The following is a 22,345-nucleotide window of genomic DNA, read 5'->3' as shown; positions in this document are numbered from 1 at the left end:
GCCACGCCGCCCGGTGGCTGCGCCCGTGCTCGACGGTCCCAGCCAACCCGCTCCGGGCCGCCGGGCACAGGACCGCCGGACCTAGCCGACCCGGGCCGAAAGGCCCGGGTCGACGGGGCGTGGGACCCTGCGCCGGCCGCCCGCGGCGGCGCGACGATCGAGGTCGAGGAGTCGTCGCGCGAGCAGGCACACGCGCCCCGAGCGCCGGGCGACGGGAGGACGGACCGATGACGGGCGACGGCGCTGCACGCACGGCAAGGCCGCAGCCGCGCAGCCGCCCGACGGCGGTGGACCGCCGCAGCGGCTACACGGTGTCCCTGTTGGTCAACGCCGCGCTGCTGTACCTGGTCAACGTGCGGCCCGGCTGGCAGGCGGTGCCGTTCCTGACGTCCGAGACCGTCGCGGTCCTCGACGCCGTGAACCTGACCCTCATCGCCTCCCTGGTCACGAACGCGATCTACCTGGTGGTTGACCCGCCGTGGCTGCGGGCCCTCGGCGACCTCGTCGTCGCGGTGATCGGCCTGCTCGCCCTCGTCGCGCTGTGGCGCGTCTTCCCCTTCGACCTGTGGCGCGACTTCCCCTTCGACCTCGCCGGCCAGGCGTTCGACTGGGCGCTGGTGGCACGGGTGCTGCTGGTGCTCGGGTCGGTCGGCACGGTGGTCGCGATCCTGGCCGCGCTCGTGCGCCTGGTCGCCGGCCTCACCGCGGGCAGCGCCCGCACGCCCTGACACCCGGCCGCGGCGCCGGGCCTCGTCTGAGAAGAGATGATCACGATGGCCGCCATCAGCACGCCCGTCCCCGGCTCGGCCGCCTACCCGCTGCACGTCGACGCCGACCCGCCCCCGCAGCTGTCCCGGTGGCTGTGGCTCGTGAAGTGGGTCCTGGTGGTGCCCCACGTCGTCGTGCTGGCGTTCCTGTGGATCGCCTTCGTGGCGCTGAGCCTCGCGGCCTTCGTCGCGATCCTGGTGACCGGGCGCTACCCGCAGGGCATCTTCGCGTTCAACGTGGGCGTGCTGCGGTGGACCTGGCGGGTGAGCTACTACTCCTACGGGGTGCTGGCGACCGACCAGTACCCGCCCTTCACCCTCGCCGAGGTGCCCGGCTACCCCGCCCACCTCGACGTGGACCGGCCGGAGCACCTGTCGCGCGGGCTCGTGCTGGTGAAGTGGTGGCTGCTGGCCCTGCCGCACTACCTGGTCGTCGCCCTGTTCGTCGGCACCGGGGCGCAGACGGCGAGTTACGTGTCCGACCGCGTGGTCATGGAGACCTGGCCGGCGCAGACAGGGCTCATCGGCCTGCTCGTGCTGGTCGCCGGCGTGGTGCTGCTCGTGCGCGGCAGCTACCCGCGCGGCGTGTACGACCTGGTCCTCGGGCTGCAGCGGTGGGTGCTGCGGGTCGCCGCGTACGCGGCGCTGATGACGGACGTGTACCCGCCGTTCCGGCTCGACACCGGCGGCCACGACCCCGGCCACGCGTTCGCCGCTCCGGCACCGACGGGCGGAGGCCCCGCCGGCACCACGTCCGCCGCCCCCGTGGGGTACCCCGGCGGGGCAACCGCCCGGCTCCCGTACCCGGTCGGCGGGACGGACGCACGGGGCGCACCCGGCGCGCCGACGGGCACGCCCGGCCCGGCGGGCGCGGCGCAGCCGCGGGGCCGCATGGTGTCCCCCACCGCCGTCGGCTTCGGCGTCGCCCTGCTGGTCCTGGGCACAGGCGCGCTGGCCGCGGGGGTGTCGCTCGGCGTCGGGCTCGCCGCGCGCGACGGCGCCTACGTCACGAGCCCCGCCTATCGCATCTCCACCCCGGGGTATGCGGTGCAGACGGGGCAGGTGACGCTCGACGCCCCGGCCCCGGCACTCGACCGGCTGGAGGGATTCCTCGGTGACGTCCGCGTCCGGGCCGAGTCCCGCGACGGCGAGGCCGTCTTCCTCGGCATCGCGCGCGCGGAGGACGCCGCACGCTACCTCGACGGCGTCCGGCACACCGCCATCGGGCCGGAGGACCCGGTCCGGCAGGTGCCGGGCGCCGCCCCGGCCACGCCTCCCGACGCGGCGGACATCTGGGTGGCCCAGGCCGCCGGGACGGGCTCGCAGGAGGTGCGGCTGCCTGTCGAGGACGGCGACTGGGTCGCCGTCGTCATGCCCACCGACGGCGCCCCCGGGCTGCGAGCGCGGATGGACGTCGGCGCCACGCTGCCGTGGCTCGTGCCCGCGGCGATCGCGACGACCGCCCTCGGTGTCCTCCTCGTCGCCGGCGGGGCCGTGCTGGTCGACCGGGGCGGCCGGCTGCGCGGCCCGCGGCCGGACGAGCGTGGGGCGGCGGCATGACGACGACCGACCGGTACGCCCGGGTCCACGTGGAGACGGGCATGTGGGCACCCGGCATGACCTACCTGCGCACCGGTCCGGACGACCGCACCGGGGCGCCGCTGCTGGTCATGCCGGGGCTGGCGAGCCACCCGCAGCCCGCAAACGGGTTCGAGCGACGCATGGTGCTCGCCTCGCTGCGCGCGCTGGCCCGCGAGCGGGAGGTGTGGTGGATCAACCGCCGCACCGGGCTGCCGCCGGACGTCACGATGGCCGACCTCGCGGCCGACTACGCCGCCGCGATGCCCGGCTGGTACCCGGCCCCGGACAGCGGGCGCGGCGATGATGAGCGCCTTCGACCTCACCGACCGGCCGCCGGCTGTCACCGTGCCCGTGCTCCTCGTCGTCGGCGACGCCGACGGCTGCCACGGCCCGGAGGTCTTCGCCGCCACCGCCGGCGGGCTCCCGGACGCGCGGCTGGTCGTCCATCCGCGCACCGGGCACGCGGGGGTGCAGCGCCGACGCGAGCTGACGTCCTCGGCTTCCTCGGCGGTCAGGCCGAGGGCCACACCCATGCCGACGTGCCCGCCGACGTCCGGCGCAGACCTCCGGCCCGACCGGCCACGGCCGGTCGGCTAGCGTGGTGACGTCGGGAGTCTGGGCTGGGTCTGGCTGACGAGGCGGTCGCGATGGGGCACGACGGGCACGACGGCGCGGACAGCGGGGAGCACCTGCTCCCTCGGCTGCCGCTGGACGGGTTGCTGGACGACCTCGAGGCACACATGCGCACCATCCGGGCGGCTCGGCGGAACGTCGACGTCCTGCTGGCGGCGATCGTCGACGTCGGCCGCGGTCTGGAGCTGCGCCCGGTGCTCGAACGCATCGTCGCCGCTTCGGCGCACCTCGTCGACGCTCGCTACGCGGCGCTCGGCGTGATCGGCGAGGACGGAGACATCGCCGAGTTCATCACCGTGGGCCTCAGTGAGGAGCAGATCCACGCCATCGGCCCGTTCCCGCACGGGCGCGGCATCCTCGGGGAGCTGATCGACCACCCCACCCCGCTGCGGCTGCACGACCTGACCGCCCACCCGGCCTCCTACGGCTTCCCCGCGCACCACCCGCCGATGCGCACGTTCCTCGGCGTCCCTGTGCGGGTGCGCGGCACCGTCTTCGGCAACCTGTACCTGACCGACAAGCGCGGCGGGGAGGACTTCTCCGCCGCTGACGAGCGGCTGCTGGAGGCGCTGGCCGCGGCCGTGGGCGTCGCGATCGAGAACGCCCGACTGTTCGAGGACGCCCGGCGCAGCGCCCGGTGGCTGGCCGGCAGCGCGCAGATCTCGCGCGAGCTGCTTTCCGGGACCGAACCGGGCAAGGTGCTCGAGCTGTTCGTGCAGGAGGTCGCCGAGGTCGCCGACGCTGACCTCGTGGCGATCGCGCTGCCCGCGCCCGACGGCGAGCGGCTGGTCGTCGAGGCCGCGGTCGGGCAGGACGTGGTGGGCACGACCGTGCCGCTGACCGGGACGTTCTCCGCCGAGGTCTACGCCTCGGGGTTCCCACTCGTGACCGCCGACGCCCGCACCGACGAGCGGGCGACGCTGATCGTCGACGCCGCCGGTGAGATCGGTCCGGCCGCGGTGCTGCCGCTGGGTGAGCCTGGCCGCACCCGCGGGGTCCTGGCCGTCGGACGACGGTCCGGCCGCGCCGTGATTCCGAGCACGGTGGTCGACGCCCTCGCGGCGTACGCGAACCAGGCGGCCGTGGCGCTGGAGCTGGCCGAGCGGCGCCGCGACGCCGAGCGGCTCGCTGTGCTGCGCGACCGTGACCGTATCGCCCGCGACCTGCACGACCTGGCGATCCAGCGCCTGTTTGCCACCGGCCTGTCGCTGCAGGGCCTGCTGCACCGGATGGACGACGAGGAGTGCCGCGAACGTGTCGACGCCGCCGTCGTGAGCATCGACGAGACGATCGCGCTGATCCGCACCCAGATCCTTGGGCTGCAGGCACCGCGCCGCTCCGCCCCGGCCACCGGGGCGCGGGCCCGTGCCATCGCCGAGGTCGACCAGGCCGGGCAGGTGCTGGGCTTCGCGCCGTCGCTGCGGTTCTCCGGGCCGGTCGACGCCGCAGTCCCGCACGGGCTCGTCGACCACCTCGTCGCCGTCCTGCGCGAGGCGCTGTCGAACGTGGCGCGGCACGCCAGGGCGACGGCCGTGGACATCGACGTGCGCGTAAACGACCGGCTGGTGGTGCGGGTGCGGGACGACGGCGTGGGCCTGCCGCCCGGCGGGCGGCGCAGCGGCCTGGCGAACCTCGACCACCGCGCCGCGGAGCTCGGCGGGACGCTCGCGCTCGGGCCGGCGGCGCCCGGGGCGGGCGCGCGCCCGGGCACGGTGCTGGAGTGGGCGGTACCGCTTCCGCCGGCGCCGACCGACCGTTGAACGACGCGCCGCTCAGCCGGGCGTGCGGTACGCGGGGCGGTCGGCGCCCTCGTCCTCGCGCTCGAGGCGCACCGCGAGCACGGCGGCCTCGACCCGACCGTGCAGACCGAGCTTGGCCAGCAGGCTGGAGACGTAGTTCTTCACCGTCTTCTCCGCCAGCCCCATCCGGGTGGCGATCTGCCGGTTGGTGAGCCCCTCGCCGACGAGGTCGAAGATGCGCAGCTCCTGTTCGGTCAGCCGGTCGGCGACCTCCGCGCGCGGATCCTGCGCCGGCACCTGCGGGCGGCGCATCCGCGCCATGACCTGCGCGGCGGCCTGCGGGTCGAGGGTGGACCCGCCCGCCGCGACGGTGCGCACGGCCTCCACGAGGTCCGTGCCGCGCACCTGTTTGAGCACGAACCCGGCCGCGCCGGCCATGATCGCGTCGAACAGTGCCTCGTCGTCCGCGAACGACGTGAGCATGAGGCAGGCGGGAGGGTCGTCGCGCGAGCGCAGCTCGCGGCACAGGGTCACGCCGTCGCCGTCGGGCAGGCGCACGTCGAGCACGACGACGTCGGGCGCCACCGCCGGCACGCGCGCGAGGGTCTCGCGCACGTCCGATGCCTCCCCCACGACCTCCAGGTCCTCGTGCGCCGCGAGCAGCTCGGCCACGCCGCGGCGCACCACCTCGTGGTCGTCGACCAAGAACACCCGCACCGGGCCGCTTCCTGCGATGCCGCTCGCCATGCGGCTCACCTCCGTGTTCTGCATCCGCCTCGCCTCCGGCGGCCTCACCAGTCTCCTGCGTCCCACGACCGAGTCTCGTGCCGGACCTCTACGTGCCGCACCCCCGGAACTGCCCGGACCGTCGCCTCGACGAGCCGGCACTCGTCGTGCGGCCCACCCCACACCCGGGCGCGCCCGTCGTCGAGCACGAAGTGCCAGGTGTCGAGCGCCTGTGCCTGCAGCGCAGCGACGACGTCTCTGCGCAGCTCGGCGTCCGGGCGGGCGAGCCGGGCGACGACGTCGCTGCGGGAGACGACGCCGACGACACGAGCACCCCAGGTCACGGGCATGCTCTTGATGTCCGTGGTGATCATCCTCCGCGCCACGTCAGCGACGTCGTCGCTGGGTGCGGCCGTGCGCACGGTTCGGGTCATCACCGCGCCGACCGTGCGCGGCGGTTGCGGCTCTGGGGCGCGCACGCGGCGCAGCACCGACCGGGAGTCGTGCGGCACGCCGTCACGCAGGAGGTCTGCCTCGCTGACGATGCCGACGAGCTGCTCGCGCTCGTCCAAGACGGGCAGCGCCGTGACCCGCAGCTCGTGCAGCAGTCGTAGCGCCCCCTTGACCGTCATCTCCGGCGTGACGGTGCGAGCCGGCGTGGTCATGATGTCCGCGACCAGCATGGCTGCTCCTTCGGTTCCTCGAGGCCGGACAGCGTGGCCGTCCCGGCTGACGGGGCGGCCACGGTGTCGGGTGGCGGGTGTGGCCTGCGCGGTCAGCGCAGGACGGGGAAGCGGCGCACCAGGTCGGTGCTCGCCCACCGGCGGCCGAGGCCGAGGGTGTCGCCGGCCAGCGAGGCGGCCAGGCCGATCAGGACGGCCGCCTCGATCACGTGGGAGTCGACGAACGGGTTGACCGGGATGGGCAGGGCGGTCAGCCACATCATCAGCAGCAGGACCGCGCCGGCGCCGGCGGCGATCCGCATGCCGATGCCCAGCGCCAGGGCTAGGCCGATGCCTAGCAGGCCGAGCATGAACAACCAGTCGATGAACACGTTGCCCGCCAGCGGGGTGAAGATCGAGCCGAAGGGTCCCTCGACGCCGCTGAGGTAGCCGGTGGTCGGCGAGCCGCCGCGGACCCACGCCGCCTCGGCGGGTGTGGCCAGTCCGAAGCCGAACGTCTTGTCGACGAACGCCCACAGGAACTCGAAGGCCAGCAGCAGCCGCACGACGGCCCAGGTGTACCGGGCCACCGGCGAGGAGCCTCCGACCTCGGCCTGTAGGGCGGCTTCCGGGGTGCGGTGCACGGTGGCGCTCATGGCCAACCTCCTTGTCGTGGTCGGTGCGGTCGCCCGACCTCCTGCTCCCACGATCCCGGCACGACGGGCTCGTGACGCAGGGCGCAAGGGCACGCTCCCGGCGGGACCTTGGTCCCGCCGGCCGGGCCGCGGCGTCCCGGCCGCCGCGGGCCCTCCGGCCGTGCCGCGCGCCCAGGCTCCGGGAGCACGCTCGGAGCAGGAGGGCCCCAGCAGGGCCGCGACCTGGAGGCGAGGACGATGATCACCGCGTCGGTGGACAACCGGTATCACGACCAGAACCCGTTGCCGCGTGCCCGGCGCCGCGGGGGGCTGGGCCGCACGATCGTCGGCGGGCTTTTCCTGACCATGGGCGGCGTGCACCTGGGGCTGGTCGCCGCGGACCCGCAGGTCTACGGCCCCTTCGCCGACGGCGCCCTGTTCGACTTCGTGCGCGACGGGTGGGCCGACATCGTCATGACTGCCCCGGCCGTCTACGGCCTGCTGCTCATGGCCGGCGAGGTGGCCCTCGGCATCTGCCTGCTGGCCGGAGGGACGGCGGCCAAGGTGGGCTGGGTCGGCGTCATCGCCTTCCACGTGCTGCTGGTCCTCTTCGGCTGGTGGACCCTGGCGTGGGTGGCGCCCGCCCTGGCCGTGATCGTGCCGCTGGCCTGGCGGGACCTACGGGCCGAGCAGAGCCGGGCGGGCACCGTCCCGCCCCCCGTGGACGTCCGGCTCCCGGGCTGACTCCTGCACGCGGGCAACGGCCGACGACGCCCGCGTGGTCCGGTCGTCCCTGCGACCGTGCGACCGTGCACGGCGTGATCCACCGAAGCCGCGACGGTGCGGCGCCGCCTCCCCACGGCACGACAGGCGTGGACTCGATCCCCGCGATCTTCGCCGTCACCGACGAGGTCTTCCTCGTCTTCACGGCCAACGCGTTCGCGATCCTGGGCCTGCGGGCGACGTACTTCCTGCTGGCCGACCTCGTGCACCGCTTCGTGTACCTCAATATCTGCCTGGCGCTGGTGCTCGTCTCGGTCGGGATCAAGATGCTGCTCAAGATCGACGTGTTCTACATCCCGACCGGAATCTCGCTGGCGGTCATCGCCACGATCCTCACCGTCTCGGTCGCCCTGAGCCTGCGCGCCACCCGCGGCCAGGGCCGCCGCGCCATGGCCACCGCGGCCGCCCCGCCCTTTCGTGTGGCCACCGACGCCGAGATCGCCGCCCTCGGGCCCCTCTGGCGCCCCCGCACCCGCGGCGCGGTGCACCCCGGCGATCGTCGACCCGGCAGCCCCTCGTGAACGGAGACGCCCGCGCCATGTCGCACCCCGCGGACGCCGCGCGCCCGGCGCCGGGCACAGCTGACCCCTCGTGGACCTTCCTCACCCACCACGGGCACGTCCTGCTGGCGGTTGCCCGCTTGCCCGACGCGCGGGTCGCCGACATCGCCGCGCGGGTGGGGATCTCACCCGGCGCGACCCTGGCGATCCTCAAGGACCTGGAGCAGGCGGGCTACGTCCACCGCCGACGCGTCGGGCGGCGCACCCACTACACCGCGGACCCGCACCGGCACTTCCGTCACCCCGCCGACGCCGCGCACCAGATCGGAGAGCTGCTGGCGATCTTCGCCGCCGCCCCCCGGAGGAGCTGACGAGCGCCCGGCGGCATCGGGCGGCGTCGGGCGGCCCTGTCGACGCCGTTCTCGGCGGCCAGCCCTCCGCTCGCGGTCGCTCTGGCCATCCCCTGGAGGTCTCGCGCTGACGCGCCTAACCTCGAGAGAGGGGCTGAGCGACGACGCTTCGGCCGGGAGGGACTCGAGATGGGTCCGGACAGCAGCGAGGGGCAGCAGTCGGGCGCCACCCGGGCCGTTCCCGAGCGACTCGACCAAGCCCCGCGGGCGCCGACCACAGCCGAGGAACGCACCGCGCGAGTCATGGGCGCCTGGTTCCTCGGCACGTTCGTCTTCTCGATCCCCGCATTCGTCTTCTACGACCCGGTCCTGACCGACGCCGGCTACGTCCTCGGCAGCGGCCAGGACGCCCGCGTGGCGGTCGGGGCGCTGCTGGAGATCCTGCTGGCGATCAGCGGCATCGCGACCGCCGTGGTGATCTTCCCGATCGCCAAGCGGGTCAGCGAGGCCGTGGCGCTCGGCTACGTCGCGGCGCGCACCGTGGAGTCCCTCCTCATCCTGGTCGGCGTGGTGAGCCTGATGGCCCTCGTGGGCCTGCGACAGGAGGTCGCGGCGGGCGGCGGGGACGGCGGCGCGGCCGGTGAGGTGGCTCGCGGGCTGCTGGCGGTGCGCGACCAGACCGAGCTGCTGGGTCCGCAGTTCTGCGCCGGCCTCGGGAACGGCATCCTGCTGGGCTACCTGATGTGGCGGTCCCGGCTGCTGCCCCGACCGCTCGTGCTCGTCGGGCTCGTCGGTGGGCCGCTGGCTCTGGTTGCGGGCATCGGCGTCCTGCTCGGCGCCTGGGACGACACCTCCGGGCTGCCCGTCGCGCTCACGGCCCCCGAGGCCGCCTGGGAGCTGCTTCTCAGCCTCTGGCTCGTCGTCCGGGGCTTTCGCCCTTCCTCCGTCCTCACCGGGCTGCCCGCCGCTCCCAGCCGCGCAGGCTGAGCACGCCCACCCGCCCAACGCGGCCCTCACCACGCCGCACCGGGGGCGCACCGCGACCTCCACCGTCCGCAGGCAGCACCACACCGCCACCTGGAGGAACCATGAAGAAGACGCTCGGCATCCTTGGCATGACCGTCGCCACCCTGGGTCTGGCCGCCGGCGCGGCGAGCAGCGCCGCAGCGCGGTCCGGCAACGATCGCGACCACACGATCCGGGTGGACGCCACCATCACCGAGGTCGCCATGGTCGACCTCGGCGCGAAGGGCCCCTCGCTCGGCGACCAGATCGTCTTCACCAACGAGCTGACCCGAGGCGGGCGCGAGGTCGGGCACGAGGGCGCGGTCTGCACCGCCGTGTCCCTCGAGCGGCAGGAGGCGCAGTGCGTGGCGACGTTCGAGCTCCGCGGCGGGCAGATCACCGTCCAGGGGCTCGTCACCCTCGGCAGCATGGAAACGTACGCCCTGGCGATCACCGGCGGCTCCGGCGCGTACCAGGACGCGGCCGGCGAGCTGCGGGTCACCCCGGTCTCGGACACCCGAGGGCGCCTGGTCCTCCACCTCGACGACTGAGGGTGTCGAGGAGCTTCCGACTCGAGGGCGGAGGCGGGGACCTGAGCACCTAGGTGGGTGATCGGCGAGGCGCTCGGCCGCAACCAGCTCGCCGTCAGGCCGCTCGCGACCTGGCCGAGGGGGCGCGCCGGGGTGCACGACCCACCGCGATGGCCCGCCCTTTGCGCTGCTCGCGCGCGACGGCCCCGGCCACTGCCCGCGCCTCGTGGCCGATGTACTTCAGCGCCCCGGGGCGGGGCACGTAACCGACGAAACGCAGGCCCGGAGCGGCGGGGTCGGCGCCCAGCCGGCGCGGTGCACCGTGGTCGTCGAGGACACCGAGGTGGCCGACGAGCGTCTCGAGGCCACGGCGGTATCCGGTCGCGCAGACGACGGCATCGGGCGAGAGACGTCGACCATCGGCCAGGACGACGTCGTGCGCCTCGAGGGACTCGACGGCGGCGACGACCTCGAAACGTCGCGCCCTGATGGCCTCGACCACCTCGCGGTCCACGATCGTCGGCGCAGCACCGGTGCGCCGGATCCTGGCGAAGATGCGCTCGTCGGGGAAGGGCAGCCCGTACTCGGCGAGATCACCGACGTCGCTGCGCTGGGCGAGGCGCGACAGCCAGTCGGCCACGCGCACAGGAAGGCGCATCAGAGCACCGTCGAGCACGTCGCCGGGCACCGGGCCGTAGCTCGTCCGCAGCACGATGTTCGGCGGGGTCCGCGCCGCGAGCCAGACGCGCGCGGCGCCGCCCTCGACGAGGTCGTAGGCGATCTCCATGCCGGACGAGCCCGACCCGACCACGAGCACCCTCAGACCCCGGAACGGTGCGGCGCTCCGGTACTGCGAGGAGTGCACGAGGTGGCCCTGGAACCGCTCCCGCCCGGCCCAGCCCGGGAGGAACGGCTCGTTCTCGTACCCGCTCGCCACGACGACCTGAGACGCACGGATCTCGCCGTCGGACGTGTCCAGCTGCCAGGCGTCCTCGGCGCGGTCGATCCGCTCCACCCGCACACCGAGGCGCAGACGGATACCGTCCTCGTGGGCGTGCCGGTCGAGGTGGGCGACGAGCTGGTCGCGGGTGGGGTACAGCTGCGTCCCGCGGGGGAACGGCCGACCCGGCAGGTGTGAGAACGGTCTGGAGGTGTTCAGCCGCAGCCGGTCGTAGCGCCCACGCCATGCCGCCCCAGCGGTGGGGGCCTGGTCCAGGACGAGCGGGCCGAGCCCGAAGCGCTTGGCCGCGAGGGCGACGGAGATTCCTGCGGCGCCTGCACCGACGACGACGACATCCGCCCCGGCCATCGTGACCACCTCACTGCCGCTCGCAGATCGCACGGTCGTGCTGAATCCAGAGTTGGCACGCCCGTGCTAGCTTGTCAAGGGTGACGAAGAAGCCCGCACGAGCTCGACGCTCCGACGGCGAGCAGACCCATGCGGCGATCCTCGACACCGCCGTCAGGCTGGCCTCGATCGAAGGCCTCGGCGGACTGAGCATCGGCCGCCTCGCCCAGGAGGTGGGCGTGAGCAAGAGCGGGCTGTACGCGCACTTCGGCTCGAAGCAAGACCTCGAGATGAGCATCTGGGCGGCAGCCCGGGAGATCTTCGAGCGCGAGGTGATCGAGCCGGCCCTCGCCGCACCGGACGGCCTCGCTCGGTTCGAGCAGCTCTGCGAGCGCTACCTCTCCTACATCGAGCGTCGGGTGTTTCCCGGTGGGTGCTTCTTCGCCGGAATGCTCGCCGAGTTCGACGCCCGCACCGGCCGCGGTCACGACGAGATCGCCGACGACCAGCGGGAATGGAACGCCCTGCTCGACGCCACCGCGGCCGCCGCCCAAGCGGCGGGTGAGCTCGACCCGACCGCGGACCTGCGACAGCTGGTCTTCGACGTTGCTGCGGCCATCCAGCTGGCGAACTACTACTTCGTGCTGTTCGGGAACGCAGGCGTCATCGATCAGGCTCGCAGCAGCATCCGCGCCGCCATCTCCCGTTCTGGGGGGCACCCACCGCACCACGCGCCATAGACCTCCCGTATGAAGTGGCGCGGCTGGTCCGCACGGGCCGGGCAGGGCGCCGGCATGTACCCCGTCGCGCAAGGCGACCGCCACGGGGCGCTGCGCATTGACCCCACCATGGGCACCTATCGCTGCACGCCCTGCGACTGGCACCACGTGATTCACGAGGATGCCGACGGCGAGGCCGGGATCTGCACCCGCGGGCGCACGCGGCGGTCGTCGGACGAACTCGCCAAGCGCTCCACGCGGCACATCTGCTGAGCATGGTGCACTTGGCAAGGCCACGGGCGCCACGGCATGAGCAGCAGAGGCCTCGACGGCGCCGTTCGCGCTGGGGTTGCACCCCCGATCTCCGAAGGCGCGCTCATGTCCAGCGAGGCCGCACGCGTGCCGTACGACAGACCAAGCCTTCGCGCGTGCCGCACGACCGGCCAAGCCAGCAACTACATCTTGCGGAGCCGGTACCGCACTTCCCACATCTTCTTAGACGCTCCAGACTTGAAGACGTCGACGTCGAACTCGGTGATCGGGAAGTACCGGCCGGGCCACTCGTATGGCCCGTTCGACGTGGGGATCAGCCACGGCCGCCATGCCCCTGCCGTGTTCTGATTGCCGGATCCGATGAAGGGGTTGTCCCAGTTGCACACGACCCTCAACTGATTACCCGAGAGCGGGTTCTTGTCCTCCGGCAAGGCGCCGTCCGCTCCGTAGATCACGGTCCCATCGGTACCGGTCATGAGCCCGCTGTCCTCCGCCCCCCACATGCCCGCGTGCCCCGGGGGGATCGTTCGGGGCGGCTCCTGGCCAGTGATGAAATGGCCACCACCGAAGCGGTGGCGGACGTAGACCAGTTCAACGTCGGTGTCGTTCTCGAGAACGCAAGCGACCGCACGATCCTGGTCGACGATGTTGGCGATCTGCTTGAGACGTTCGATGTACTCCGGCGTCTTGACGAGCACCTCGCCGATGAGGACGACCCAACCAGCCATCATTCGCTCCGGGGGGTTCTGTTCGCACCATTGGGAACACTTCCAGTCTTGGTACGTTCTTGCGGCTAGTCAAGGCTGCCGGAGCAACCCAGAGCGCACCACGACCGCTGTGTGGGTTTTTCCACGAGCTCATCGGGAGCCGCCTTTGCGCTTTGGAGCATGTCGGCCACGAGGACGCCGACACCAGGGCCTGGGTCCGCACTCGCGGGCGCGAGCAGGCGGCAGCCTGAAGTCAGGGCACCCCGTCGACGTCGGCCGGTTCATTCGACCGTGGCGTAGAACGCGTCGGCCTCGATGACGCGCATCGGCACGAAGAGCACGCTGCCGGTCAGACCCGATTTCGGAAGGGGTTTCGGTTGGGTCTTGGTCGTGCTGGCCATCCCAGAAAGACCTCAGGCCTGGCGAGACACCGTCTCACCAGGCCTTCTGGTCGGGCTGACAGGATTTGAACCTGCGACCCCTTGATTGGCCTCAGGCACCCATCTGTCGCTTGCCGCCGACCGTGCATCGTCCGGCGAAATTGCGCTTCACCTGCGGATAGGGAGTTCCCGGCGAGCCGGACGTTCAGCGTTGTCGAGTGCTGGTTCGCATCGGTCGACGCTGGTTTTGGTGGCGTTTTGGTGGCATCCCGCTCCCCTGCCCGGATCCACCACGGACAGCCGTTCACCTGCGCAACGGCTCCGTACCGACTCTAGACGGCGCGCCCGTGTCCCTCCAGCGCCGAGAATGACGACGCCGTCGGCGTCACTCCCGGGCCGGCACCGTCTCCTGCGCCGTCTCGGGCGCGAGGACACGTGCCGAGGCGCTCGGCACCGCCACCCACACCGGTGCTCCCAGTCGCATCCCGGCCGGGACGTCGTGCAGCGGCACCTCCGCCAGCACGGGCGGCCGTCCACCGACCCGGACCCGCAGGTGCTCGCCCGCGGGTTCCACCGCCTCCACCGTGCCCACCCAGATGGTGCCGTCCGCTCCGGGTGGCGGTGCGTCGGTCGCGAGCCGGACGACGCGGGGGGATACGACCACGCGCACCCGGCTCCCGGCATGCCCCCGACCGCGCACGCCGCCGCCCGAGCCGTCCCGCTCAGCATCCACCCGCAGCAGACCACCCTGGGCGAGCTGCACCACTCGATCGGTGAGCGTGCCCTCGTAGATGTTGAGGCCCGCCAGCCGGGCGACGTACTCGGTAGCCGGGTCCCGCAGCACCGCCGCGGGCGGACCGGACTGCACCACGCGCCCGTGCTCGAGCACCACGACGCGATCGGCCAACGCCAGGGCGTCGCCCGGGTCGTGCGTGACCAGCAGGACGGGGCCGCCGAACCGCGCGGTGCGCGCGGCCACCACTGCACGTACGTCGCTCCGGGTGGCGGCGTCGAGGGCGGCGAACGGCTCATCGAGCAGCAGCGCGCGCGGGCGTCCGGCCAGCGCTCGGGCCAGCGCCACGCGCTGCGCCTGCCCGCCGGAGAGCTTTCCTGGGCGGGATGGCCCCAGGTCGCCGACACCGAGAAGGGCCAGCCACGCGGCAGCCTCCCGCCGAGCCGTGCGCCGGTCCGCTCCCTGCGCGAGTGGTCCGAAGGCGACGTTGTCCGTCGCGGTGAGGTGCGGGAACAGCAGGTGCTCCTGGAAGAGCACGCCGCAGCGACGATGCTCGACCGGCACGTGCAGCGCGCGAGCGGCGTCCGCGAGCACTCGCCCCTCTAGGACCACCGTGCCGGCACGGGGTCGCACCAGGCCGGCCACCGCGAGCAGGGCCGTCGACTTGCCCGCACCGTTGGGCCCGAGCATCGCCACGACCTCCCCGGCCCCGACATCCAGGCCCACGTCGAGCGTGAAGCCGGCGTCGCGGGCCACCGTGACGCGGAAGCTCAGCCCGGCGTCCGACGGGGCAGCCTCGAGCGTCGTCATCGCAAGCCCCCGCTCAGCCAGCGTTCCCGCAGGCTGACGAGGATGACCAGGCACACCGCCATGAGCACCAGGGCGAGGGCCACAGCCGCCTGCGGGTCGGTCTCGATCGCGAGGTACACGGCCAGGGGCATGGTGCGGGTGGTGCCGGGGAAGCTGCCGGCGAAGGTCAGCGTGGCGCCGAACTCGCCGAGCGCCCGAGCGAAGGACAGCACGGTCCCCGCAGCCACGCCGGGGGCCACGAGGGGCAGAGTGACGCGGCGAAAGACCAGCCAGCGGCCTGCGCCGAGGGTGGCCGCGGCCTGCTCGTAGCGTGGGTCGGCCCCATGCAGCGCGCCCTCGACGGACAGCACCAGGAAGGGCAGGGCGACGTAGGCCTGGGCGAGCACGACGGCCGCCGGGGTGAACGGCAGCGTCACGCCCCAGGCGGCGTCGAGGTAGCGTCCGACCAGACCTTGGCGGCCCAGCAGTAGCAGCAGGCCGATACCGCCGACCACCGGAGGCAGCACCAGCGGGACGGTCACCAGCGCCCGCACGACCCGGCGGCCTGGCAGCTCGGCGCGGGCCAGCATCCATGCGAGCGGCACGCCGAGCAGGACGCACAAGGTCGTGGCCGCCGTGGCCGTCTGCAGCGACAGCCGCAGGGCGTCGAGGACCACCGGCCTGCCCAGCTCGCGCGGCAACGAGGCCCAGTCCGCGGACAGCACGAGCGCCAGTCCCGGCAGCACGAGGAACGCGAGCCCGGCGACGGCGGGCACCAGCAGCGCCAGGGGCGCGCGGCGCCGGCTCGCGCGAGCCGTCGTCCGTTTCCCGGCCCTTGTGGTGCTCATGGCTCGCGCGCGTCCATGGCGGCAGGCACGTCGAAGCCGGCGTCCCGCAGCACCTGGCGGCCTTCGTCGGAGAGGACCAGGTCGACGAACGCCCGAGCCGCTGCGGGATTGCGCGCGTCGGGGAGCACGACCACGGGATAGTCGTTGACCGGCGCCTCGGGGAACGGGATGCCCTCGACCTCGTCGTGAGCGCGCAGCACGTCCGTGCGGTAGACGAGGGCGGCGTCCACCTCGCCGAGGCGTACCTTGGTCAGCACGGCTGAGACGTCCGATTCGAGGGTGTCGGGTGCTGGGCTGACGCCGGCGGCGTCGAAGGCCCGTTGCGCAGCGGCCCCGCAGGGCACCTCGGGCGCGCACAGCGCGACGGCGAGTGCCGGGTCGGTGAGGTCGACGAGGCCGACGACGTCGGCGGGGTTGCCCGCCGGCACGGCGATCTCGAGCGCGTTGGTCGCCATCAGCGCCGGGGTGTCGATCCTCTGGCCGCGCAGCCCCTCGACGACCGTGTCCATCGTGGCGCTGTCCGCGGTCGCCAGGACGTCGGCGGGGGCACCGTCGATCACCTGCCGGGCCAGCGAGGAGCTGCCGCCGAGGCCCAGCTCGACCCTCACGCCAGGGTGCGCGGCCTCGAACCGGTCGGACAGCCGGCCGAAGACGTCGGTGAGCGACGCCGCGGCCAGGACCACCAGCTCGCCGGTCACCGGGTCACCCGACGCCGCCTCCTCCGCCGGCGACGCCTGGTTCGCGTGCCCGGCAGCGCACCCGGCGGCCAGGAGCGGCAGGAGCGCGGCGATCGCCACCGCCCGGCGCCCGTCTCTCCGGCTGTCCTCCAGGCGGCGCTGGATGCGTGGCGGCCTCGGCACGCTCCCGAGGCTAGCCACGTGCCCCGACGCGCGCAGCCGAAGCCCGAGTTTCGTCCACGGCGGGCGCGCGGCGCCGAGGTCGGCATCCCGCGCCGGGCGCCCGGGCCGGGGTTACCGTGGCGGCGATGACGACGCTGGACGAAGGTGTTCGGGCGGCGGTGGTGGTGGCCTCCGACCGCCGCGCCGCTGGTCGGGCCGAGGACGGTTCCGGGCCCGCGGCGGTGGCCGCCCTGCGCGCGGCCGGCTTCACCGTCCCCGAGGCGCGGGTCGTGCCTGACGACGAGCCCGCGTTGACCGCCGCCTTGCGCGACGCGCTGCACGCCGGGGCACGCGTCGTGGTCACCTCCGGCGGCACCGGCGTCGCTCCGCGCGACCGCACGCCCGAGGCGACCCGGCCGCTGCTGCGCGCCGAGCTGCCCGGGCTCGCCGAGGCGCTGCGCCGCGCCGGGGGCGTGCCGACCGCCGTGCTGTCCCGCGGCCTGGTCGGGGTCACGCCGGGCGGCGCGGTGGTGGCGAACCTGCCCGGCTCCCCCGGCGGCGTGCGCGACGGCCTGGCGGTCCTGCTGCCGCTGCTGCCCCACCTGCTCGACCAGCTCGACGGAGGTGACCACCCGTGACGCTCCCCGGCACTCGCACCGAGGTCCTGGCGGAGATCAGCGACGCACCGTTGGACCTGCCCGCCCACCTGGCCGCCGTCGCGCACCCGGCGGCCGGGGCGGTGGCGACGTTCGTCGGCCAGGTGCGCGACCACGACCCCGCCGTGGCCGGCACGGTGGTGGCGCTCGAGTACAGCGCGCACCCGGACGCGCCGGCGCTGCTGCGCCGGCTGGCCGAGGCGGTCGCGGCCGCCGAGGGCGTGCTGGGTGTCGCCGTCAGCCACCGGGTCGGGCGGCTGGTGGTCGGCGAGCCGGCGATCGTCGCCGCCGTCGCGACCGCCCACCGCGCCGAGGCCTTCGAGCACTGCCGCACGCTGGTCGAGCGCGTCAAGGCCGAGCTGCCGGTGTGGAAGCGCGAGGTCCTCGCCGACGGCTCGCACGTGTGGGTGGGTGCGGCATGACCCCGCCGCCCACCGCGCCGGCGGCCGAGCCGGCCGTCGGCCCGCTCGTCGACCGGTTCGGCCGCGTGCACCGCGACCTGCGCGTCTCGCTGACCGACCGGTGCTCCCTGCGGTGCACCTACTGCATGCCCGCCGAGGGCGTGCCCTGGCTGCCGGGCGCCGGCACGCTGACCACCGACGAGCTCGTGCGGGTGGCCGAGGTGGCCGTCGCCCTGGGAGTCGCCGAGATCCGGCTCACCGGCGGGGAGCCGCTGCTGCGGCGCGACGTGGTCGAGGTCGTGCGGCGGATGGCCACCCTCGAGGGGCCCGCCGGACGCCCCGAGATCTCCCTGACCACCAACGCGCTGCGCCTTCCGGCGCTGGCCGAGCCGCTGCGCGAGGCCGGGCTGGCGCGGGTCAACGTCAGCCTCGACACGCTCGACCGCGAGCGCTTCCGCGCCCTGACCCGGCGCGACCGCCTGGATGACACCCTCGCGGGCATCGCGGCCGCCGACGCCGCGGGGCTGCGGCCGATCAAGCTCAACGCGGTGGCCATGCGCGGTGTCAACGACGACGAGGTCACCGACCTCGTGGCGTTCGCCGTCGAGCGCGGGTACGAGATGCGGTTCATCGAGCAGATGCCGCTGGACGCCGGGCACACCTGGGTGCGCGCCCGGATGGTCACCGGCGCGGAGATCCTCGAACGGCTGCGGGGCCGCTACACCCTGACCGAGGTGCCGGGCCGTGGCTCCGCGCCCGCGCAGCTGTGGCACGTCGACGGCGGCCCGGCCACCGTGGGCGTCATCGCCTCGGTCACCGCGCCGTTCTGCGGCGCGTGCGACCGCGTGCGGCTGACCGCCGACGGCCAGCTGCGCTCGTGCCTGTTCGCCCACGCGGAGACCGACCTGCGGGTGCTGCTGCGCTCGGGCGCCGACGACGCCGCGCTCGCCACGGCGTTCCGGCGCTGCATCGGCGGCAAGCGGCCCGGGCACGACATCGACGATCCCACGTTCCTGCAGCCCGACCGGCCCATGAGCGCGATCGGCGGCTGACTCCTGTCCTGCGCTCACAGCTGCTTGCGCACGCCGGCCTCGTGCGAGACGTCCCGCAGCTCGTCGACGACCGACCCGGTCATGGTGTCGCGTCCGGCGCCGCGCCGGCCCAGCGGCAACACGGTCCGGTGCCGGGCGTCCTCGAGCTCGAATCCGAGGGCGGCGTAGAACGCGACGGCGGCGAGCACCAGCCCGACGACGCCGGCCGTGGTCTCCCAGCCGCGAGCGCCGGTCAGCTCGGCGAGGCCCGTCAGGGCGAACCGAACGGCGGCCAGGCCCATCACCAGGCTTGCGGCGACCTTGGTGGTCGCCGCTGCAGCGGGCACCACCATCGCAGCCGCCCCGGCGAGGAACAGCACGCCGAGCCCGGGGGTGGCGGCGCCCGGCGGTGAGGCGAGCGTGACGAGGGCGGCCGCGGCCCAGGTGCCGGCGAGCACTCCCATGCCGGTGCCGGCGACCGGGTCGCGCGCCAGGTAGCCGTACACGCTCGCCAGCAGCTGGAGCGGGACGGTGGACACGAGGACTCCGAGCGCGATGGCGGTCCCCTGGGTGGCGGGCAGCCAGTGCAGCTGTAGGGCGCTGAAGCCGAGGGTCGCGATCAGGAGGCCGAGGAAGCCGAGCGGGAGCGGGGTTCCGAGGGGACGCAGCATGATGCGCGCCACGTCCATGTGCCGGTCGTCGCGCGAGTCGGGCGTCGGGGTGCTCATCGTGCTCAGCTCACCAGGATCTGGGTCGAGGACTCCTTGATCCGGGCGTTGGCCCAGCGCACCTGCCGCAAGGTCTCGGCGTGGCACCGCGACGCCAAGGCGAGCAGGTCGCTGTGCTTGATGCCCTGGGCCGCCTGGGCGAGCATCTCCCAGTCGACCGAAACGCCGGAGGCCTTGGTGTAGATGCCGCGCAGGTCGCGCAGCATGAGCAGCTCGGCGGGGCCCTCGCGGCCCAGCAGCTCGCTGGTCTTGTCGCGCACGGTGCGGGCGATCGTGGACTCGTGCTCCGGCTCGGGGTCGAGGTCCTCGCCGTACTGTCGCGCCACCTCGGCGATCTCGCCTACGTGACGCTGGGACCACGTCGCGAGGTCGCGGGCGATGTGGTGGGTCTCGTGGTCGACACGGTGCCGCTCTGAGACCTGGAGGAGCTCCATCGCCAGGTCGTTCTCCGCACGGTGCAGCTCGCGCAGCGCCAGCCCGATCTTCATCGCAGGCCTCCGGGCAGCTCGGCGGACAGGACCTCGTCGGAGGCGGCGTCGGGGCCGCCGACGGTCGCCGGCACGCCCGAGGTCACGGGCGCCGACCCCGTCGTGGTCGGGGCGGGGGCCGGCGTGCCGTCGCCGGCGGCGACCTTGCGCACCGCCGCGGCCGCCGTCTTGAAGATCGGCTGCTTGGAGCAGGCGTCCCAGTCCGTCAGCGTCAGCTCGTTGGCGGCGCGCGGGGTCCCGTCGGGCTCGTGCCCGCCGTCGGTGTCCCAGTAGCCGTAGTGGAACGGCACGAACACCACCCCCGGGCGGATGCCGCTGATGCGGACCTTCGCCCGGATCGCACCGCGTGGAGTTGTCACCTCCGTGAGGTCACCTTCGGCCAGGTCCAGCGCGGCGGCGTCGTGCGCCGAGACCTCGACCCACACGTCCGGCGCCGCGGCGTTGAGCTGGGGCGCCCGGCCGGTCTTCGTGCGGGTGTGGAACTGGTAGATCGTGCGCCCGGTGATCAGCTGCAGCGGGTATTGCCCGCTCGGGATCTCGTGCGGCACGAGGTACTCGGCGAACTTGATCACCGCGCGCCCGTCGGGGTTCATCGCCTTGTACTCGGTGGGCTCGAGCGGCGCGCCGGTGACCAGGTCGCGACCGTAGCTCTCGCAGTAGTCCGGCTGGGCGAAGAACTGCCCGTCCGCGTACAGCCGCTCGGTGCCGTCCGGGTGCTCGTCGTTGCACGGCCACTGCACACCGCTGCCGCCGCGCAGCTTGTCGTAGGTCAGGCCCGTGTAGTCGCACGGGCGCCCGCGGCTGCACTCCTTCCACGCCTCGAAGGCGGACTCGGGGTCGTGCCACTTGACCAGCGGCGCGCCGTCCTTGTCCTGCAGGCCCATCCGGTGGGCGAAGTCGATGAAGATGTCCAGGTCGGCCCTGGCCTCCCCCGGCGGGTCCACCGCCTTCTCCGACAGGTGCACGGTGCGGTCGACGTTGGTGAAGGTGCCGGTCTTCTCGCCCCACGTGGCCGCGGGCAGCACCACGTCGGCCAGCTGGGCGGTCTCGGTCAGGAACAGGTCCTGCACCACCAGGAACAGCCGCTCCTGGGACAGGATCGAGCGGATGCGCGCCAGCTCCGGCAGGGACACCGCGGGGTTGGTCGCCTGGACCCAGAGCATCCGCAGCGAGCCGTCCTCGGCGTAGCGGAACATCTGCATGGCGTGCGTGGGTGGCGACCAGTGCGGGATGTCCGTGGGCTCGATGTTCCACACCCGCGCGAGGTCGGCGACCTGGGCGTCGTTCGACCAGTTGCGGAAGCCGGCGAGGTCGCCGTCGGCGCCGCACTCGCGGGTGTTCTCCGCTGTCGGCTGGCCGTTCATCTGCAGCACGCCGCAGCCCGGCTTGCCGAGCATCCCGCGGACCAGGTGCAGGTTGTTGACCTGGACGGCAGCCGCCGTGGCCTGGTGGGACTGGTAGAAGCCCTGCAGCACGGTCGACAGCAGGTGGTCGGTGTTACCCAGCAGCCGGGCGGCCTCGCGCAGGTCGTCGACGGGCACGTCGCAGATCTCGGCGGCCCGCTCCGCGGGGAAGTCCTCCAGGCGCTTCGCCAGCTCCTCGAACCCGATCGTGTGCGCCTCGACGTAGTCGTGGTCGACCCAGTCGTGGGCGACGACGATCTCGTGCAGCAGGCCGTTCATGAGGGCAACGTTCGTGCCGGGCCGGGGGGCCAGGTGCACCGTGGCCGCGCGGGCCACCGGCGTCAGGCGCGGGTCGACGCAGACGACCGCGGGCGGGTTCGGGCCCGCGAGCCGGTCGAGGATGCGCGTCCACAGCACGGCCTGGGTCTCGGCCATGTTGTGCCCGAACAGCGCGATGACCTCGGCGTGGTCGATGTCGGTGTACGAGCCGGGCTGCCCGTCGCTGCCGAACGACTCCTTGAGGGCGGCGGCGGCCGTCGCCGTGCACAGCCGCGTGTTGCCGTCGACGTGGTTGGTGCCGATGCCGCCATGCGCCACCACGCCGAGGGTGTAGTACTCCTCGAGGAACAGCTGGCCCGTGGTGTAGAAGCCGATCGCGCTGGCACCCTGCTCGGCCAGGAGCTCCTTGGCGCGGCCTACGACGCGGCCCATCGCCTCGTCCCAGGTGGTCTCCACCAGCTCGCCACCCTTGCGGACCAGGGGCCGCGTGAGCCTGTCCGGGGAGTTGTTGGCCTGCCAGCCGAACAGGTCCTTCGGATCGAGCCGGCCGTGGTTGACGCGGTCCTGGGCGCGCCCGCGGACCCCGACGATGCGGCCGTCCTTGACCGCGATGTCCATGGCATCGCCGTTGGAGTGATGGATCGATGCCGACTGCACCCACCGGTCGACGTCGTCGGGCTGGACGCCCTGCTCGAGGTGCATGTCCACCCTGGCCGGCCACGCCTCCCCGCGGCCGTACGGCGTGCGGGTCCCCCAGGGTTCGGCGATGCGGTCGATCCGTGGCACTGCCGCCTCCTTGCGACGTCTGAGGGGCCGGCTGCCCCGGCCGGCTCGGATCCACGGAACGCCCGGCCGGTGCCGCGCGCAACCCA

At 73.7% G+C, this 22,345-nt stretch carries 23 protein-coding genes and 1 pseudogene; 13 read left to right on the top strand and 11 right to left on the bottom strand.

From position 1 onward, the window contains the following. The first annotated feature begins 287 nt into the window (after nucleotides 1-287). From U5M74_RS00530 to U5M74_RS00520, 3 genes are all read left to right on the top strand, one after another. Nucleotides 288-728, top strand: a complete 441-nt coding sequence (locus U5M74_RS00530; RefSeq protein WP_410905137.1) for a hypothetical protein — start codon at nucleotides 288-290, stop codon at nucleotides 726-728. A gap of 36 nt (nucleotides 729-764) precedes the next feature. Continuing rightward, nucleotides 765-2,327 carry a DUF4389 domain-containing protein gene (locus U5M74_RS00525; protein WP_410905135.1) on the top strand — a complete coding sequence of 521 codons (1,563 nt, stop codon included), beginning with the start codon at nucleotides 765-767 and terminating at the stop codon, nucleotides 2,325-2,327. Between the two features lie 668 nt (nucleotides 2,328-2,995). After that, nucleotides 2,996-4,741 (top strand): GAF domain-containing protein, encoded by a 1,746-nt coding sequence (locus U5M74_RS00520; RefSeq protein ID WP_410905133.1) that lies wholly within the window; start codon nucleotides 2,996-2,998, stop codon nucleotides 4,739-4,741. 12 nt (nucleotides 4,742-4,753) lie between these two features. Here the strand turns inward: U5M74_RS00520 and U5M74_RS00515 are convergent, their stop codons facing one another. The 3 genes from U5M74_RS00515 to U5M74_RS00505 all read right to left on the bottom strand — a co-directional run bounded on the left by U5M74_RS00515 (nucleotide 4,754) and on the right by U5M74_RS00505 (nucleotide 6,764). Beyond that, nucleotides 4,754-5,491, bottom strand: a complete 738-nt coding sequence (locus U5M74_RS00515; RefSeq protein WP_410905131.1) for a response regulator — start codon at nucleotides 5,489-5,491, stop codon at nucleotides 4,754-4,756. 20 nt (nucleotides 5,492-5,511) lie between these two features. Further along, complete coding sequence (locus U5M74_RS00510) at nucleotides 5,512-6,129, bottom strand: HPP family protein (RefSeq protein ID WP_410905129.1); 618 nt, start codon at nucleotides 6,127-6,129, stop codon at nucleotides 5,512-5,514. A 92-nt stretch (nucleotides 6,130-6,221) separates the two neighbouring features. Continuing rightward, nucleotides 6,222-6,764 (bottom strand): hypothetical protein, encoded by a 543-nt coding sequence (locus tag U5M74_RS00505; RefSeq protein WP_410905127.1) that lies wholly within the window; start codon nucleotides 6,762-6,764, stop codon nucleotides 6,222-6,224. Nucleotides 6,765-7,001: 237 nt separating this feature from the next. Between U5M74_RS00505 and U5M74_RS00500 the strand changes: the two genes are divergently transcribed. From U5M74_RS00500 to U5M74_RS00480, 5 genes and pseudogenes are all read left to right on the top strand, one after another. Next, entirely contained in the window at nucleotides 7,002-7,487 is a 486-nt protein-coding gene (locus U5M74_RS00500) for a hypothetical protein (protein ID WP_410905125.1), read from the top strand. 128 nt (nucleotides 7,488-7,615) lie between these two features. Next, nucleotides 7,616-8,047, top strand: a pseudogene (locus tag U5M74_RS00495) (TerC family protein); the annotation flags it as partial. A gap of 17 nt (nucleotides 8,048-8,064) precedes the next feature. Further along, nucleotides 8,065-8,397: a winged helix-turn-helix domain-containing protein gene (locus tag U5M74_RS00490; protein WP_410905123.1), complete on the top strand. Its 333-nt coding sequence runs from the start codon at nucleotides 8,065-8,067 to the stop codon at nucleotides 8,395-8,397. 282 nt (nucleotides 8,398-8,679) lie between these two features. Further along, on the top strand, nucleotides 8,680-9,363 hold the full coding sequence (locus tag U5M74_RS00485) for a DUF4386 domain-containing protein (RefSeq protein WP_410905121.1): 684 nt from the start codon (nucleotides 8,680-8,682) through the stop codon (nucleotides 9,361-9,363). A gap of 101 nt (nucleotides 9,364-9,464) precedes the next feature. Then, nucleotides 9,465-9,932: an allene oxide cyclase barrel-like domain-containing protein gene (locus U5M74_RS00480; RefSeq protein WP_410905119.1), complete on the top strand. Its 468-nt coding sequence runs from the start codon at nucleotides 9,465-9,467 to the stop codon at nucleotides 9,930-9,932. A gap of 94 nt (nucleotides 9,933-10,026) precedes the next feature. Here U5M74_RS00480 and U5M74_RS00475 read toward each other — a convergent pair whose 3' ends face one another. After that, on the bottom strand, nucleotides 10,027-11,220 hold the full coding sequence (locus tag U5M74_RS00475; protein ID WP_410905117.1) for a flavin-containing monooxygenase: 1,194 nt from the start codon (nucleotides 11,218-11,220) through the stop codon (nucleotides 10,027-10,029). Between the two features lie 80 nt (nucleotides 11,221-11,300). On the opposite strand from U5M74_RS00475, the gene U5M74_RS00470 reads away from it, so the two are divergent. Then, a complete protein-coding gene (locus U5M74_RS00470; protein ID WP_410905115.1) occupies nucleotides 11,301-11,939 on the top strand; it encodes a TetR/AcrR family transcriptional regulator in 639 nt (212 codons plus the stop codon). A 9-nt stretch (nucleotides 11,940-11,948) separates the two neighbouring features. Continuing rightward, a complete protein-coding gene (locus U5M74_RS00465) occupies nucleotides 11,949-12,191 on the top strand; it encodes a hypothetical protein (protein ID WP_410905114.1) in 243 nt (80 codons plus the stop codon). Nucleotides 12,192-12,373: 182 nt separating this feature from the next. On the opposite strand, the gene U5M74_RS00460 is transcribed toward U5M74_RS00465, so the two are convergent. From U5M74_RS00460 to modA, 4 genes are all read right to left on the bottom strand, one after another. After that, nucleotides 12,374-12,919, bottom strand: coding sequence for a hypothetical protein (locus tag U5M74_RS00460; protein WP_410905112.1), 546 nt, complete (start codon nucleotides 12,917-12,919; stop codon nucleotides 12,374-12,376). A 744-nt stretch (nucleotides 12,920-13,663) separates the two neighbouring features. Next, nucleotides 13,664-14,821: an ABC transporter ATP-binding protein gene (locus U5M74_RS00455; protein ID WP_410905110.1), complete on the bottom strand. Its 1,158-nt coding sequence runs from the start codon at nucleotides 14,819-14,821 to the stop codon at nucleotides 13,664-13,666. Beyond that, nucleotides 14,818-15,648: an ABC transporter permease gene (locus U5M74_RS00450; RefSeq protein WP_410905108.1), complete on the bottom strand. Its 831-nt coding sequence runs from the start codon at nucleotides 15,646-15,648 to the stop codon at nucleotides 14,818-14,820. The genes U5M74_RS00455 and U5M74_RS00450 overlap by 4 nt, the downstream gene beginning before the upstream one ends. After that, nucleotides 15,645-16,508 (bottom strand): molybdate ABC transporter substrate-binding protein, encoded by an 864-nt coding sequence (gene modA / locus U5M74_RS00445; RefSeq protein ID WP_410905106.1) that lies wholly within the window; start codon nucleotides 16,506-16,508, stop codon nucleotides 15,645-15,647. The genes U5M74_RS00450 and modA overlap by 4 nt, the downstream gene beginning before the upstream one ends. A gap of 125 nt (nucleotides 16,509-16,633) precedes the next feature. Between modA and U5M74_RS00440 the strand changes: the two genes are divergently transcribed. From U5M74_RS00440 to moaA, 3 genes are read left to right on the top strand one after another with little or no spacing between them, the layout of a single operon-like run. Continuing rightward, nucleotides 16,634-17,125 carry a molybdenum cofactor biosynthesis protein B gene (locus U5M74_RS00440; protein ID WP_410905105.1) on the top strand — a complete coding sequence of 164 codons (492 nt, stop codon included), beginning with the start codon at nucleotides 16,634-16,636 and terminating at the stop codon, nucleotides 17,123-17,125. Further along, nucleotides 17,122-17,565 carry a molybdenum cofactor biosynthesis protein MoaE gene (locus tag U5M74_RS00435; protein ID WP_410905103.1) on the top strand — a complete coding sequence of 148 codons (444 nt, stop codon included), beginning with the start codon at nucleotides 17,122-17,124 and terminating at the stop codon, nucleotides 17,563-17,565. The genes U5M74_RS00440 and U5M74_RS00435 overlap by 4 nt, the downstream gene beginning before the upstream one ends. Next, a complete protein-coding gene (gene moaA, locus U5M74_RS00430; protein WP_410905101.1) occupies nucleotides 17,562-18,596 on the top strand; it encodes a GTP 3',8-cyclase MoaA in 1,035 nt (344 codons plus the stop codon). The genes U5M74_RS00435 and moaA overlap by 4 nt, the downstream gene beginning before the upstream one ends. Nucleotides 18,597-18,610: 14 nt before the next feature. Here moaA and U5M74_RS00425 read toward each other — a convergent pair whose 3' ends face one another. The 3 genes from U5M74_RS00425 to U5M74_RS00415 are packed head-to-tail and all read right to left on the bottom strand — an operon-like array spanning nucleotide 18,611 to nucleotide 22,259. Further along, a complete protein-coding gene (locus U5M74_RS00425) occupies nucleotides 18,611-19,303 on the bottom strand; it encodes a hypothetical protein (protein WP_410905099.1) in 693 nt (230 codons plus the stop codon). A gap of 5 nt (nucleotides 19,304-19,308) precedes the next feature. After that, nucleotides 19,309-19,791, bottom strand: coding sequence for a hypothetical protein (locus U5M74_RS00420; RefSeq protein ID WP_410905097.1), 483 nt, complete (start codon nucleotides 19,789-19,791; stop codon nucleotides 19,309-19,311). Next, a complete protein-coding gene (locus U5M74_RS00415) occupies nucleotides 19,788-22,259 on the bottom strand; it encodes a molybdopterin oxidoreductase family protein (protein ID WP_410905095.1) in 2,472 nt (823 codons plus the stop codon). Before U5M74_RS00415 ends, U5M74_RS00420 begins: the two co-directional genes overlap by 4 nt. Between the last annotated feature and the right edge of the window lie 86 nt (nucleotides 22,260-22,345).

This window comes from Puerhibacterium sp. TATVAM-FAB25 (assembly GCF_046535855.1).
GTDB classification, from domain to species: Bacteria; Actinomycetota; Actinomycetes; order Actinomycetales; family Cellulomonadaceae; genus Puerhibacterium; species Puerhibacterium variabilis_A.
This window is presented reverse-complemented; position numbering and strand designations above follow the sequence as displayed.

What these genes read in the sequence shown, in the direction of transcription:
- U5M74_RS00525 (WP_410905135.1), top strand. Translation starts at nt 765, where the DNA reads ATGATCACGATGGCCGCCATCAGCACGCCCGTCCCCGGCTCGGCCGCC.
- U5M74_RS00480 (WP_410905119.1), top strand. Translation starts at nt 9,465, where the DNA reads ATGAAGAAGACGCTCGGCATCCTTGGCATGACCGTCGCCACCCTGGGT.
- U5M74_RS00490 (WP_410905123.1), top strand. Translation starts at nt 8,065, where the DNA reads ATGTCGCACCCCGCGGACGCCGCGCGCCCGGCGCCGGGCACAGCTGAC.
- U5M74_RS00520 (WP_410905133.1), top strand. Translation starts at nt 2,996, where the DNA reads ATGGGGCACGACGGGCACGACGGCGCGGACAGCGGGGAGCACCTGCTC.
- U5M74_RS00455 (WP_410905110.1), bottom strand. Translation starts at nt 14,821, where the DNA reads ATGACGACGCTCGAGGCTGCCCCGTCGGACGCCGGGCTGAGCTTCCGC.
- U5M74_RS00420 (WP_410905097.1), bottom strand. Translation starts at nt 19,791, where the DNA reads ATGAAGATCGGGCTGGCGCTGCGCGAGCTGCACCGTGCGGAGAACGAC.
- U5M74_RS00510 (WP_410905129.1), bottom strand. Translation starts at nt 6,129, where the DNA reads ATGCTGGTCGCGGACATCATGACCACGCCGGCTCGCACCGTCACGCCG.
- U5M74_RS00460 (WP_410905112.1), bottom strand. Translation starts at nt 12,919, where the DNA reads ATGGCTGGTTGGGTCGTCCTCATCGGCGAGGTGCTCGTCAAGACGCCG.
- U5M74_RS00440 (WP_410905105.1), top strand. Translation starts at nt 16,634, where the DNA reads ATGACGACGCTGGACGAAGGTGTTCGGGCGGCGGTGGTGGTGGCCTCC.
- U5M74_RS00475 (WP_410905117.1), bottom strand. Translation starts at nt 11,220, where the DNA reads ATGGCCGGGGCGGATGTCGTCGTCGTCGGTGCAGGCGCCGCAGGAATC.
- U5M74_RS00505 (WP_410905127.1), bottom strand. Translation starts at nt 6,764, where the DNA reads ATGAGCGCCACCGTGCACCGCACCCCGGAAGCCGCCCTACAGGCCGAG.
- U5M74_RS00465 (WP_410905114.1), top strand. Translation starts at nt 11,949, where the DNA reads ATGAAGTGGCGCGGCTGGTCCGCACGGGCCGGGCAGGGCGCCGGCATG.
- U5M74_RS00515 (WP_410905131.1), bottom strand. Translation starts at nt 5,491, where the DNA reads ATGCAGAACACGGAGGTGAGCCGCATGGCGAGCGGCATCGCAGGAAGC.
- U5M74_RS00450 (WP_410905108.1), bottom strand. Translation starts at nt 15,648, where the DNA reads ATGAGCACCACAAGGGCCGGGAAACGGACGACGGCTCGCGCGAGCCGG.
- U5M74_RS00485 (WP_410905121.1), top strand. Translation starts at nt 8,680, where the DNA reads ATGGGCGCCTGGTTCCTCGGCACGTTCGTCTTCTCGATCCCCGCATTC.
- U5M74_RS00425 (WP_410905099.1), bottom strand. Translation starts at nt 19,303, where the DNA reads ATGAGCACCCCGACGCCCGACTCGCGCGACGACCGGCACATGGACGTG.
- moaA (WP_410905101.1), top strand. Translation starts at nt 17,562, where the DNA reads ATGACCCCGCCGCCCACCGCGCCGGCGGCCGAGCCGGCCGTCGGCCCG.
- U5M74_RS00500 (WP_410905125.1), top strand. Translation starts at nt 7,002, where the DNA reads ATGATCACCGCGTCGGTGGACAACCGGTATCACGACCAGAACCCGTTG.